Raw genomic sequence first — 13,602 nt, 5'->3', positions numbered from 1 at the left:
GAGGCTCTTCCAAGGGAACTCAGGACCTCAGAAAGATCTATCTTTAAGAAAATCTCGGCATGCTTGCATAAACAATGCCAACAATACGTTACCCCAAAGATTTCCCTAAATACAAGAGGCACTCTTAACTCAATCCCCACTTCTTCTCAAGATTAGAAAGAACCCCTTCTGCTTGTAGCTCTTGCAAAGCTTTTTGTACTTCCTTTACCTGCTCCGGCTGATCCTTAGCTATGCCTAGACCAAAGCCTAATACTTTTCTCTCTTCGGGAAGGGACAGAGGAGTAACACATAAATCAGGAAAATCTTTTAATACACTACGTGCAATAGAGGGTTCAAGAATAGCTACAGGGGATTTCTTACAATTTACCTCCATAAGCACCTCCAAAGTACTATCAAAAGAACGTACTATAACTCCAGGTAAAGATAGCAAATAGTCTTCTTGAAATGTTCCTGTTTGAACAGCTATTGAAGTATAGTGATTTAAAGGCACCGCTGTATCTAATGGTTGAAGGGCAACCAAAGACAACTCAACTACATGATCGCCATAATAAGGAAGCATGACAATTTCTTTTTGACGGGATGGCGTTATTGATATTCCAGCAAGTACAGCATCAATGCGATGTTTCTTTAGATTTAATATCAAAGCATCAAAAGCAAACTCCCGTACTTCTAAACGCTTTTTTAACTTCTTACTAAGAGCCTCAGCAAGATCGATATCAAAACCAACAACCTTACCTTCAGCATTAATAAATTCAAATGGGGGGTAAGTTGCATTCGTCCCCACAATCCAAGGAGAATCACCCTCTGGAGAATGAGAACAGCCAATGAGTAAGAAACAACTACATAGAAATATCCCACGTAGCCAACCCATGATTTTCATAAAAATATTTCCGCAAAAACTACTAATCTGTAATAATTTACACTAGCAAGGTTAAATTATCAAATCCAATGCTTTACCCTAAAAAATTAAACTCCCTTAATTTAGTTACTGTATTATTTTTATGTCGCCCATCCCGCCTGCATGTCCGCCTCCAGGAAAGAATAATTTTTACCACCTGCGCACATGTCCTCAAGATTCTTTATGCATTCGCATATTACGTGTAATTACTTATATACTCCTACACATCATTACCTTAGGGATTCTCTTATTAATTCATTACCTTGAAAAACATATCGTGGATGATGTCACATATCCCCGATTTCCTATTGCCTCTGCAAAAACGCCACAAATACCCACCCCAGACTCCCCATCCTTACTATCGGAGCCAAGTCAGCTACCAACACCAGATTCTTTCTCCATTTCTCCAACTACCCCGGTCATAATCACGTCTCCACAAAAAACAAAGCAAATCGAGAAACAGAAGAAAATTACTGAAACTTCTATTAAAGCAATTCTTCCCACTCTTCCCTCGCCTTCTCTGCTTGACATGATATCTTTCCCAAGCGGTCTCTCAACAAAAGCGGGATTTTTTAGTGTCTTGACTTTAGATCAACTTCCTCAAGGTGTTGTTCCTTTTTCCTTAGAAGCGATGCTGCATTATAGAAAACGAGGACTTAGTCCTCATGCTGCACGTTCTGCTCTAGATATTTTAAATATCGCTAACCCCGCCTTCCTAGCCACCTACCCCATAAGCTTCAAAGAAAGCTTTCAGCCAACCTTCATAAACTTACAACAAAAACTACTAGAGGCAAATCCCGAATCTGATGAGTATCTCGTAGCTGATTTACAGTTAAAGCAACTGAACTACTTAAACAATAATTACTATATAGTTGAAGTTCTTGGAGATGGAAACTGCTTCTATCGTGCATGTTTTGTCGGGTGGCTATGTTACTTAATGCGACAAAATCATCCGGGCGTCTTCTCTGAAGAAGCCGAGCGCATCCAGTCCCTGCCCTTTGCCTCGTCTTCTCCTGAACATCAAGCAATTTCTAAAAACATGGCAGATCTCTTACTCTACTGCAAAAATCTAAAAACACTAAAGAATTTATTTGATCTTATTCTCCTTTCCCCTATTCACACAAATACAGGAGTGAAGTATCTTCGCCAACTAGCTACTTTCGAAACTGATTGCATACGCGTGCAATCTCTGGGAGAAGAAAACTTAAAAGCTTTAATCTTAGGACAACTGGAAGAAACGCCAGAATTGCTCTTAGCTGCCCTATCAGAACTTATGCGGATACAACCTTCTTCTCCCCTATTCACTGAAATGTTCTTAAACACTCGCCCCCCCTCCCTATCTGCAACAACACAAGCACTGCTTCTTCTAGAGTTCTTACACCCCCTGCTCTCATCTAAACAAGAAACATTTCTCTCTATCCACCCCCTAGTCCGGGAATTCTTAGAGACATGTTCATCTACATTATCCTCATCTGGCGTAACAAATGAGAATGCTGAACAGATCATCTCTCTCCTACCTCAAGAGCTTCTAGCACACTATACTGAGTTTTCTCAAGCAATAGCTCAGTGCGTCCCACCTATTCCTAAAAACGTGGAGATGTTTTCTTTTCTACTATCCCGCCCATCGTGTATGAATCATAATACTTCCTGTAACACCTTTTACACTCTAGCCTACTCGGCATTACAAACGCAGTTAGAAAATCAAAGCAACTTGAGCAACTACCTCAACTTGAGTTCTGAACAGACGTCCCCCCTATATTGCGTTCTTGAGAAGTTATGGTCTCAAAAATTATTCATCAATACAGTGGATTTACTCCTATCTCTCCCAGGAGGAATGCAAGGAACACTCGTCGCCCCTCAATTAGAACATGCGTTTACTCTTATCTTACGGTTATTATTTAAAGCACCAAAAACTCTTTCCGATTCTGAGATTCAAGAAATGAATCAATCCCTATTACAATGCATTCAGCAGAGTACCCACCTCACGACTGCCTTCGCTTCTTTCCTCAAATTACCCTTATTTACAGAACTACAAGCTCGTGTACCTGACCTAGGGCAAGCTCAGGCCCGAGCTATACAATTATTTCTTTTTGCTTTCCAATATCCTCGGTTGGTACAATGTGCTCACAACATGCAGGCTACCAACACAATAAACAAATTAATGTTGCTATTCTATCCCTACTTACAGCAAGCCGTAAGGAAGCAGTCGAACTTTAAAAAACTACAAACTTTTAGTGAACAAATTTGGGGTTTTTTCTGCTGTCACTCCCCTAAATTCAATGTTAATATCAATCCCCAGATCATTGAGTCTACAGTACTCTCTCTATCGAAACATCCTCAACTACTTTTCCTATGCGATCCAGAATTCCAACTGGCGATTTTAAATATCTTAAAAAGTTCTTCGGATCCTCGTGCTGCACGGGAACTGATTCATGAAATAAAAACGAAAGAACACGCATTATGGACTAGCTACATCAAGCATGTTGATACCGCGAGTCGTAAACTTTCTCAACAGAATAAAAGTCGCTTAACCACTCTATTACCACAAGAAGCCCTACTCTTTAGTTTTCTTAACTATCATCCCCAGGTATGTAACACGTCCTCCTCTCTAGGCCAACAATGTCACACCTATTTAGCTCAACAAACCAGTAAACTATGTCAAGAACTCGTAACTCATCACTCCACTTGGGCAAGTGCTGTTGAAAAAAATCGGCCATGCTTATCTGTCTATAAACAACTACAAGAAGCTTTCTTACTTCCCGTTCTACGGCCTACACAAAATTTTCCTGAAACACGGCAGACTCTTTTACAGCAACTGAGCCAACTCAGCACCTCTGAACTTCAAAATATCTTTAATGTAATTAATTTCCAAGCTGAAGACGAACATGTTAGTGCTCTTTCCACTACTTTGGGATCCATAGGTCTTTGTCAATATCTTGCAGACAGCTCATTATCCCAAACGCCAGCGCAATTGATTCCTCTTGCAGACTCCCAAGGATTCTTAAAATTAGATTTCTCTCCGGAAGATCAAGCGCACATCCACATATTCCGAGGACATAACCACTATAATTGTCTATTAAGAAAAGATCCTGATGATACTTCTAGGAATGAAAATAGTAAACCTTTAAAGAAACCCCAACCTTAATAAAAAGAGAGCTGCTTATTTTCAAAACGACCTATCCTCTTCCCCACACCCTAAAACCTGTTGATGATCTAGGAACTTCCCCGTGTCTGCTTACCCCAGGCCTTCCCCTGTATCCAGGAATGCCCTTACTCATCGCTGGTCCCTGTACACTGGAAAGTTACGAACATACTCTCGCCATAGGTCTTGCTGTCAAAGAAGCAGGAGCCACTGTTCTCAGAGGATCGATAAGAAAACCTCGTACAAGCCCGTATACATTTCAAGGATGGGATAGAGAAAAAGTTTCTTGGCATAAGGAAGCCCAACGTGTGCATGGATTATTAACAGAAACTGAAGTTTTAGATGTTCGTGATGTAGAAATTACCGCAGAACATGTGGATATCCTTCGTATTGGCGCAAGAAATATGCAAAACTTCACTCTTCTCCAAGAAGTCAGCCAGGCTCATCGCCCTGTTATCCTCAAACGGCATCCTTCAGCAACGATTGAGGAATGGCTATCCGCAGCAGAATATATTTTGAATTCCCCCACATGCCCGGGAGTCATTTTATGTGAAAGAGGCATCCGCTCTTTTGAGACATCTACACGCTATACTCTAGATTTAAATACCCTAGCCCTTCTTAAAGAAATTTCCCCCCTACCGATAATTGCTGATCCTTCTCATGCTTCAGGGAAACGCTCTTTAGTCGCCCCTCTTGCAAAAGCAGCTATGGCTGCCGGTGCTGATGGATTAATAATCGAAGTCCATGAGAGCCCAGAACGTGCCCTTTGTGATGGGAAACAACACATCACCCCACAAGAACTAAAAGAATTGTTCTCCTCAATTCGAGGAGGTAGTCATCTTTTTTCGTAGTCTTTAAAAGCTCTCTTTCTAACATGGAGTAGAAAAATAATTCTTGCATAGTTTCTATACTTTCAACTATTTGACTATCAAATAAAAATGAAGGAATAAGAATCATTTCTTCGGGAGGTATATGATAAAACACACGTGCAAGCTTTATCTTCTACAATGTATGTTCTATGCTTTATACTGGCTCATCTATTATTGTAGAAAATTACTCAGAGGTATTACTGATCATACCAATGAACCCCTAGCACAAGCTTTCTTATCTTCTCTTATAGATCTTCTTTCTAGCTTAAAACAACTTCCGAATTCTAATACAAGATAACTTCTTTCGCGCTCCTCACCTTCTTGTTGCACAAACAAGAAGGTGAATTTTATTAAAAAGCTACCTCAAACTTGTTTCTTCACGATGTTTACTCCATGGACAACAGCAACTTCTACAACAATAAAAGCAACTAATGAACATAGCCAAGCAAATACATCTCTAGGAATATAGAAAGAAGAAAACATTCCCCAAATATATGCTCCGCCACCTACCAACACTGCCGCCCATGCAGACAACGTTGTTGCTTGATAACGCGTAAGAAGAGCCGCACCTATAGGGACGGAAAGACAACAAACAGAAAAGCTGTAGCTTAACATGAGTACATCCACAATATTCGTAAACCCTATAGCGATTAGGGGAACAAGCAAAGCAATAGCAAGAATAAGATAACGAGAGTTTATAGAAGCTAATGGTGGAATCTCTTCACTAATTAACTGTGCTAGAGCACTCATTAATGAATCCGCTGTGGACAGTATAGCAATACCAATAGCCGCAGCCATTACTGCAGCTAATGAGGGACTACCGATATAAGAAACAGTGTGAATAAGAATACAATCGGGAGGAAGTCCCAACTGGGTTCCTAGGGAACCTAAAAATAAAGGAAAGAAATTAAATATCAACATCACAACGCCTGCAAAAATGGCTGCCCACTGCAACTTTCTAGGAGAAGCCGCAGCAATGCACCGCTGTGCCATATCCTGCTCGATTAACATAAACACCATAGGCATGAAAACCCACGAAGATAACTTACTTACAGGTAAAGAAGAAAAATTTGGAGGTGCTAAAGGTACATCTCGAGATCCTAGCCAGACAACTATTGTACAGAAACACACGGCGGCTATAAGAAATATCGCTTGAATCATATCTGTCCTTACAACTCCACGAAATCCTCCGGCCGAAGTATACAAAGCTAAAATTCCCCAAAAAATAGCTGTAAGAAGAGCAGTAAAAATCGTTCCATAAGAAAAAATATGAAATAATTTATCTAAGGCAATAATCTGAGCAACAAGAATAAAAAATAATGACAGTGCAGAAATTACAAAAGCAAGCTTACGCAATTTGGGAGATTGATACACACTCTCAAAAAGAGTAACTATGGTCACTATAGACCCCGAAGCAAGTTTTTTTCCCGGACCTACACCTAATAAAATTAAACCTAGAGCTACTCCTAAAGGATAAAAAATCACTCTATAACCATAGTGTGCTGCCTCTTCAGCAGCTCCTAGAAGAACTCCTCCTCCAATTTGCGTTGCAATAAATGTCATAGCTAGGGGAAATATTTGTAAACTACGCCCCGCAAGAAAATACCCCTCTCTGTCTTCTGAAGAAGAGTAGGACTTTCGTCCTATAAATATACACAAAACTTGAACACTAAATAAACAAAACAAAAATAATCCAAAATTCACAGCAAAACCCCTAACTACAACAACTTAACTACGAGAAGTCCCATCCTTGAATAAAGAACGGGTCATAGGCAATACAACAATACACAATCTTATGTGGGATTACACACGATGATGGAGATAATGACCGAAATAACGGAAACCCAAAAAGAACAACACTGATAAAAATAAAGTGAACAAAAATCTAGTCATTTCTTTAAAGGATATACCAAGTAATTTTTAAAAACCAAAAAAATCTCTCTTGAGAAAAACAAAAAAAATTATAAAAAGAAATTGAAAATAAAACAAACAAAATAATTATGTTTATAAAAAAAATAAAAAAACTTTATAAAGTATACCTAAAAAATGTTATTAATAATCTAGTACAATTTTTAGATGAAATCCTAAGCACATTAGGAGAATACCTACATTCTCATGTATCTAAAGAAGAACAGGATCGCTTGCTTTCCTTATTAATTGAAGATATTCAACAGTATAAAAAAAGCTTACAAGAAACTGCTCAGGCTGATCCTCAGACAAACACCAATCTACTTAAATAAAGCAAGCAATGCCCCCGCAGCTGCAGATCGTAGCGAGGGGGTTTCAACGTAACAACAATCTAACAGAAAATCAATTGCATTGAGGTTTTCTGAAAAAGCAATGGCCTCCAAAATCGTTAACTTATCCTGCCACCCACTTTTAGGATACAAACTTATGACATGTTGTAGAGATTTTAAGGTCTTTTTTCGGCATAGGACAGCGAGTGTCGCTTCTAATTGTATAGAAAAATTTTCATTTTCATTTACATTCCAAGTTAATGGAGTCTGTTCATCCCCTTCATCCCAAAAAAGACCCGAAAAAAAGCTCCAGCCCTGGTGTTGCCTTTCTGCAAAAAAATCCCGAGTTACCTGTTGAACTTTGCTATATCGTGCAACTGTAAGTAAACGAATCAATTTTCTTACGATTTCCCTTTTCATCATGTCCATATATCCCGGAGGAGATGATTGGAGCAACCACGGAGAATCCCAAAGGAAGTGTTCTATTGCCCAACACATCTCCGGATTAGAAATAAAATCAGCAATGACATCCCCTGCTTTTTCTACATTTTCTCGACTTACAAGAAGTAAAATAGCTAAATTTACAGCGGCTTTCCTAGAAATTGTACGAGAAAGGTATGTATTAGCTAACTCCTTACCCCGAATACCTAAAGAACATACAGCTGCAGACGCTGCTTCGCAAACAGATGCATAAGGAGAGGATAGCCCTGAAACGAGCAACTCTTCACCTAAGGAATCCCCTTGAAGGTAAAGTACAGCAGCTGCTTGTAAACGCACTTTAGGCATGGGTGAAGTTATTGCAATATCCCGCACCCGGCGACAAATGTTTGGAGAAGAATTACCTAGTTCCCCACCACACGCTAATACAACACGAAGAGCCATTTCTTGAACTTCGGGATAGGAAATAGCTAAAAGATCGTGCAAAGCCTGCATATCACATTCCTCTTCCCCTTCAAGAAAAAGTTCACAAACAAATACCGCATAATCAATATCATCTTGCACAGCTGATATCATATTTTGCTTCGAAGAAAATCGTAGGGAAGCCTGCCAAGCAGCACGACGTTCCTCACCATCAAGCAGAGGATTTCTAGCCTGATTCTGAAGAAAAGGAAACAATTCTTCTATTTCCAACATCGCAGCAACATGATAAGCCATCATGCGTACCTGCATAGCATCATCATGACGCACTACATGAGAAACAGCATCTTTTATATCCTTAGATCCATAATGCAAAGCCACCTGCAAAGCTAACGTACGAACAATCACGCTATCATCATAAAGACTAGACACAATCCAAGGAGTTAAACGAAAATCTCTCGCTAAACCTATAGAAAGGACACTTAACGCACGTACCGTCATTGAGGGGTGACCAATCCCATCAATAAGAATCTGTTGAGCAAAATCTTCTAAAACATCACGATCTCGGGATAATTGAGGATAGCGCTCCTGACAACAGGTAAATGCACGACGCCAAACAGCATACTCCTTTCCTTGAGCAAAAACTCGTAAAGCTAGCCGCGCCTGTTCAAGAGAGTAATCCGAAGAAGACACCAAGTCTTTAGCTTCCCGCATGGCGACAGGAAAATTTCGAATCAATAACTGCTGACGCAAAAAATCTGATCCCTGAGCAATAGGACTACAGCAACAGAAAAAAATTAGGCTATAGCTCCTAAGGGACTTCCTCCTAAAAGATGAATATGCAAATGGAATACGCTCTGCCCCCCATCGACACCATTATTAATTACAACACGATACCCATCAGAAATCGAAAACGCCTCCGCTAATTGCTGAATAATCTTCCCTGCTTCAGCAAGCAAAGAAAAATCCTCATTCTGCATATCTTGCAATCTCTCAATGTGTTTCTTAGGAATGATTAACAAATGAACAGCTGCTTGAGGAAAGCGATCTTTAATCACAATAAAATTTTCATTTTCAAACACTTTATCACAGGCAACATCACCCGCAATAATCTTTTCAAAAATGGTCATACTAATCCTCGATGTTCTAATACCCATTGGAGGGCACGCCGACAATGGTCTTGACTATCCCAAACAGATAAGAATAATCCCTTATGGCAAAAAATAGCTCCTGGAAGACCACTTACTTCTTCTAGTTCCTTACCTAATAATCCTGCCCAGCTCTCTGGGAAAGGCACCCGTACCTCCATACGCCTTTCTAAAGTTGGGGGAATTCCACGAAGTATCCACTGACCACACGTGGGAAAACAAACAAAAGCTGCGGGATGCTTTTCTCCCCCAAGAAAAAAGAAATTTTCTTGCCAGGCTAAAGGACGATCAAAGTATAGGCAAAACTCATCTTTTTCCATAGCAGAGCGTACAGCATCTCTACACATCCGGTCATACCGAAATTTACTTCTCAAGCGCTTAAGCAAATCTAAAGCAAATCTCAGAGCAAACACAAAATCCTCGTCCGAGGAATCCCTGCCTTCTTCAGAGTTATACATCTTAATAATATCCGAAAAAGAACAAAAGCCCTCCTTAGAGAAAAAACGCCCATTGTCTTGTTCATCAATACCATGAATCAAAGAATGATACAAAAATTGGTATTCGTCCACATCAATGAATTTCTTCTCCTTAAGATAATGCAAAATCATTCCTGCACTACTCCAAGGACCTTCGTAAGTAGCTTGATGATGATCAAATCTCTTATCTTCTATGGAATAGACTCCCCCTACATCACAAACATACTCACATTCTGCAAGTTTCTCAGGACTTCGCGTACGAATGATTTTGTCTTCATCAATAAGATCGAACAAAATAAGCAATGCACATGCTGTGACCTCATCAGCATGAAAAGAACCGTCGTGTGTACCAACGCTTCTCGGAACTCGCATATTTTCCATCCTTGTTAAAAACCCTCCATTGTATGAAGAGAAAAATAATTCTCAATCGCAAAAATATTTCTTTCCGTTTTCTTAAAAACCTTTTTTATTTAAAACAAAACCTGCTAGCTAAGAAAACCCCTTGTCACGACAAATATATGAATAATCCATTTCATCGAAATCACGATGCAATTTCTCCTGATGGCTACCTGACCTCCCCCCTACGTATGGTATCTTCGAATACATACGAAGGTGAAATAGAAATCCTCAATATCCCTGAATACTTCTTGGGATTTCGTTTACCTACACAGTGCTTACAACTTAACTTAAAAAGTTCCTTAGCACAACTCGGAGTAGACGCTGAGGCTAAAGAAATCGAGCTAAGCAAAGCACGACGACGCGCCCGCATTTCCCTGAATCTCAGCAGCCACGACCCTATTGCCTCAGTGATGCTCACTCTATTATCTCCTGGAGATTACATTGCAAAACTCTTCGCTGCTGATGATCGTAGATTAGTGCGTTCTCCCAAATACCTAGAGAGAATGCTCAAACATACAGATCACAAAGGCTTCCCTCTACTATGTTTTGGGAAAAAATTAGAGCATCTCATTTCTCTAGATATCATCGATAATCGTTTAGTTGTATTTCTTCCTACTCTTCCTGGTGTAGTACATTACGATCACACAATTTACGGCCTACTTCCCCTAATAGGCAAAGCTCTAGGCCAACCTAATCTAAGAATACGTAATCTTCTTTCTCTATACCAACATAGATTAGATAAAGAAAAAAATTCGATCAACAATCGGATTCTACTTATCAAAACAGAACCTTTACATGTCCGCACTGTATTCGCTCGTGTAGTCAATACCCTTCTCCCAGAAGGAATTACCCATACAGCAGCAAACATCCTAGAACCAACGACAAAAGAATCCGGGGATATTTATGAATTCCACGGAAACAGCACCTTGCCTGTAGAAAGAATTCCCTTAGAATTCTTTACTATAGAACCCTATAAAGAACACTCGTTCTTTTGCTACCGTGACTTACTACAATCTTCTTTAGAGTCTCCTACCTGCATTTTCGATATCTTCACAACTCTACCAGGAAAAAAAGAAAAAGCAGCTACCTTTATCTCTAAAGGAAGTGAAATCCTCGATCTATCCTCAGATTCTTGGACGGTAGGATCGGAAAACTCTCTGTATCATCCAGACTCTCCACCAGAAAACCTACAAACCTATATAGAAGCCCAGCCCTGTTTCCCCTTTCTTGAAGCTATGGAAACGGGACACATCACTAGCCAGGGGGTCCTTTTCTCTAGGTATTTCCCTTCATCCTGCCTAAAAGGCATGCTCCTTTCCTACCACGTGAACTTTTATCTTAAGCACATTTACTTTCAAATCCCCTCTTACACCTATGGAGAGTATTTCTCTGATAATGATCGTTCCTTATTGATGGATTTATACTTTGCTGGGATCTCTGTATTTTGGGCAGACACAACATCCAATCAAGTCTTACAATATGTAAAACGCCGTGGAAAAGACTCTGGAATGTTTGTCCCTGTAAAACGCGTTCAAGAATTTCGCTCGGCTTATTTTATCGGCATCCATGGTTCTTGCATGATTTCTGAGGGTTACAAACAAGATCTTTTCGATCTCCTACAAGGATTAAAAAATCTTATGAAAACCTATGCTCCTCCAGGATTTCCCCTAGGCACTCCCCTAGCCATTATGACAGGAGGAGGCCCTGGAGCTATGGCCATTGGCAATGAAGTAGCTCAAGAACTTCAGATACTCTCTTGTGGAAACAGTGTAGATTTTGAGTCTTCTCCAATCCAACAACATCCTAACCAGGCAGTTCAAGCAAAAATGACCTACCGCCTCTCAGCATTAATTCAACGTCAAGAACACTTCCATGTAGACTTGGCTCTCTTTGTTATTGGAGGACTAGGAACAGATTTTGAATTTGCTTTAGAACTCATCAGCATAAAAACAGGGAAAAAACCTCCTGTGCCTGTATTCTTACTCGGCTCTGCTGATTATTGGAAAGAAAAAGTCACTCCTATTTACCAAAGTAACTGCCGGTTAGGAACCAACCGAGGTTCGGAATGGGTAAGCAATTGCGTCTTCTGCATTTCTTCACCCCAAGCAGGAATAGAAATTTTCCGAAAATATATGACAAACACACTACCTATAGGCCCTGACCATCCTCCATATCCCGAAGGATTCATCGTTGTTTAAAAACCATAGCTCAAGCGAAAACCGTAGTAATTACAAGGTTCACGAACAAATTGTCCTTCTTTAGAAAAGCCTTGATGGTACTCAACAAAAGCACGTATCTTTCTTCCAACATCACGGAATCTTGACCATTCCATACCAAGAATATAGGTCTGATCAATTCCAAAATGCTGCTCTTCCCAAAAACGAAAATGCATAGCAAAAATCGGCTGAGCATACAAGCTCCCCTCATGCAATCCAAAAGGACGCAATTCTGTTCCTGTTTCAATATAAAAAGGACGCTCAGGGAAGGTCAAATCTCTACTAACAATATAGCCTATACCTCCATATAAGCGAATTTGTGGGTTGTAACGTAAAGAAATAAAAAAATCAATTCCTTCATCACTGAGGTTAAACCGAGGAAAATTGGGATGAGCTAAAAGAAATTCATCTCCTAAATGAGAAGAAAGATGCCAAAGACGCAAACGGAAACTCCACTTATCTACAGCGCATCCTAGTAAACCAGCAACAAAGAAATCGGAATTCACCATACAAGCTTCAGGATGATCTAAATCAAAAACAGAAAACACACCTCCTTGTAGGCCAATATCCACATCTGCATGAAAACGCGAAATATCAAACAAACGTAAGAGAATAAAATCCCCACCAAAAATTGCAGATCCTACACGCTTTCCAATCACTTTTTCATTAAAACGAATTCCTGCACTATTCGTTACTTGACGTGGATCTGCAATTAACGGAGCAAAAAGAATGGTATTTTGGGGAAGCCAAACTCCTTCTTTTCCACAGATCATCTCCGTTCCTAAAGCCTTATGTTTAGGCAAAGGAGGGCAAGGCTTCTGATCAACTGTCTGCTGATAGCACTCCTGATATGAAGAACTACAAATCACAAGAGAAGAAATAAACGGCAATTCTTTAATAAACCCAATAATTGCTGAAGATAGCCCTGCTTCTATAGGAAGAGAAAAAAGATAGGCAACACCGTCCTGAACCACTACCTGAGTTCCACTATCTATAAAATGCATATCCACAAGAGCTTGAACGTACCCCGTAAGATAACAGCTATTTTCAGAGCCTTGGATATTATCAGGAAGCTGATCTGTGCAAGAGATCCCTTTATTGAAATTCTCACAATCTATACATCTCCCTTCCTGAGCATGAATAGAAAAATAACAAAAAATAGAACCCAGCAAAGCCAAGCTAAATGAATAATGAATATAATAGAATCGTCTTCCCATGGTATTCGCCATCTATAGAAAAGAGATGATTTATTTAGCAACCCAACTATATATGCTCCACCATTCTTTTAACCGATAACCGAACTATCCCTGTACAATCCTTAACTCTGTGATCATCATTTCATTCAAAAAACTAAAATAA

General features: G+C 39.8%; 11 protein-coding genes. 5 read left to right on the top strand and 6 right to left on the bottom strand.

What is annotated here, in order from left to right:
- Positions 1-124: 124 nt before the first annotated feature.
- Positions 125-880, bottom strand: a complete 756-nt coding sequence (locus M787_RS03220) for a transporter substrate-binding domain-containing protein (RefSeq protein ID WP_021828136.1) — start codon at positions 878-880, stop codon at positions 125-127.
- Between the two features lie 121 nt (positions 881-1,001).
- Here M787_RS03220 and M787_RS03215 point away from each other — a divergent pair, with 121 nt between their 5' ends.
- The 3 genes from M787_RS03215 (at position 1,002) to M787_RS04930 (ending at position 5,207) form a co-directional block, all read left to right on the top strand.
- Positions 1,002-4,043 carry a peptidase C65 Otubain family protein gene (locus M787_RS03215; protein ID WP_021828135.1) on the top strand — a complete coding sequence of 1,014 codons (3,042 nt, stop codon included), beginning with the start codon at positions 1,002-1,004 and terminating at the stop codon, positions 4,041-4,043.
- A gap of 86 nt (positions 4,044-4,129) precedes the next feature.
- The gene (gene aroF / locus M787_RS03210; RefSeq protein WP_259668441.1) at positions 4,130-4,891 is read left to right on the top strand and encodes a 3-deoxy-7-phosphoheptulonate synthase; all 762 of its coding nucleotides are present in this window, start codon (positions 4,130-4,132) and stop codon (positions 4,889-4,891) included.
- 121 nt (positions 4,892-5,012) lie between these two features.
- Positions 5,013-5,207 (top strand): hypothetical protein, encoded by a 195-nt coding sequence (locus M787_RS04930; protein WP_021828133.1) that lies wholly within the window; start codon positions 5,013-5,015, stop codon positions 5,205-5,207.
- Positions 5,208-5,272: 65 nt separating this feature from the next.
- On the opposite strand, the gene M787_RS03205 is transcribed toward M787_RS04930, so the two are convergent.
- Positions 5,273-6,613 (bottom strand): sodium:solute symporter family protein, encoded by a 1,341-nt coding sequence (locus tag M787_RS03205; protein WP_021828132.1) that lies wholly within the window; start codon positions 6,611-6,613, stop codon positions 5,273-5,275.
- 296 nt (positions 6,614-6,909) lie between these two features.
- Between M787_RS03205 and M787_RS03200 the strand changes: the two genes are divergently transcribed.
- The gene (locus M787_RS03200) at positions 6,910-7,149 is read left to right on the top strand and encodes a hypothetical protein (RefSeq protein ID WP_021828131.1); all 240 of its coding nucleotides are present in this window, start codon (positions 6,910-6,912) and stop codon (positions 7,147-7,149) included.
- On the opposite strand, the gene M787_RS03195 is transcribed toward M787_RS03200, so the two are convergent.
- Genes M787_RS03195 through M787_RS03185 form a run of 3 tightly spaced genes read right to left on the bottom strand, consistent with a single transcriptional unit; the run spans position 7,138 to position 10,000 of the window.
- Positions 7,138-8,757: a HEAT repeat domain-containing protein gene (locus M787_RS03195; protein WP_021828130.1), complete on the bottom strand. Its 1,620-nt coding sequence runs from the start codon at positions 8,755-8,757 to the stop codon at positions 7,138-7,140. The two genes, M787_RS03200 and M787_RS03195, sit on opposite strands and share 12 nt — an antisense overlap.
- A gap of 44 nt (positions 8,758-8,801) precedes the next feature.
- On the bottom strand, positions 8,802-9,134 hold the full coding sequence (locus M787_RS03190; RefSeq protein WP_021828129.1) for a histidine triad nucleotide-binding protein: 333 nt from the start codon (positions 9,132-9,134) through the stop codon (positions 8,802-8,804).
- Positions 9,131-10,000 (bottom strand): MYG1 family protein, encoded by an 870-nt coding sequence (locus tag M787_RS03185; RefSeq protein ID WP_021828128.1) that lies wholly within the window; start codon positions 9,998-10,000, stop codon positions 9,131-9,133. Before M787_RS03185 ends, M787_RS03190 begins: the two co-directional genes overlap by 4 nt.
- A 146-nt stretch (positions 10,001-10,146) precedes the next feature.
- On the opposite strand from M787_RS03185, the gene M787_RS03180 reads away from it, so the two are divergent.
- The gene (locus M787_RS03180) at positions 10,147-12,225 is read left to right on the top strand and encodes an LOG family protein (protein ID WP_021828127.1); all 2,079 of its coding nucleotides are present in this window, start codon (positions 10,147-10,149) and stop codon (positions 12,223-12,225) included.
- Here the strand turns inward: M787_RS03180 and M787_RS03175 are convergent.
- Positions 12,222-13,460, bottom strand: coding sequence for a DUF1207 domain-containing protein (locus M787_RS03175; protein WP_021828126.1), 1,239 nt, complete (start codon positions 13,458-13,460; stop codon positions 12,222-12,224). The genes M787_RS03180 and M787_RS03175 overlap by 4 nt on opposite strands.
- Positions 13,461-13,602: the final 142 nt, after the last annotated feature.

The sequence above is a fragment of the Chlamydia gallinacea 08-1274/3 genome (genome assembly GCF_000471025.2).
GTDB lineage: Bacteria > Chlamydiota > Chlamydiia > Chlamydiales > Chlamydiaceae > Chlamydia > Chlamydia gallinacea.
This window is presented reverse-complemented; position numbering and strand designations above follow the sequence as displayed.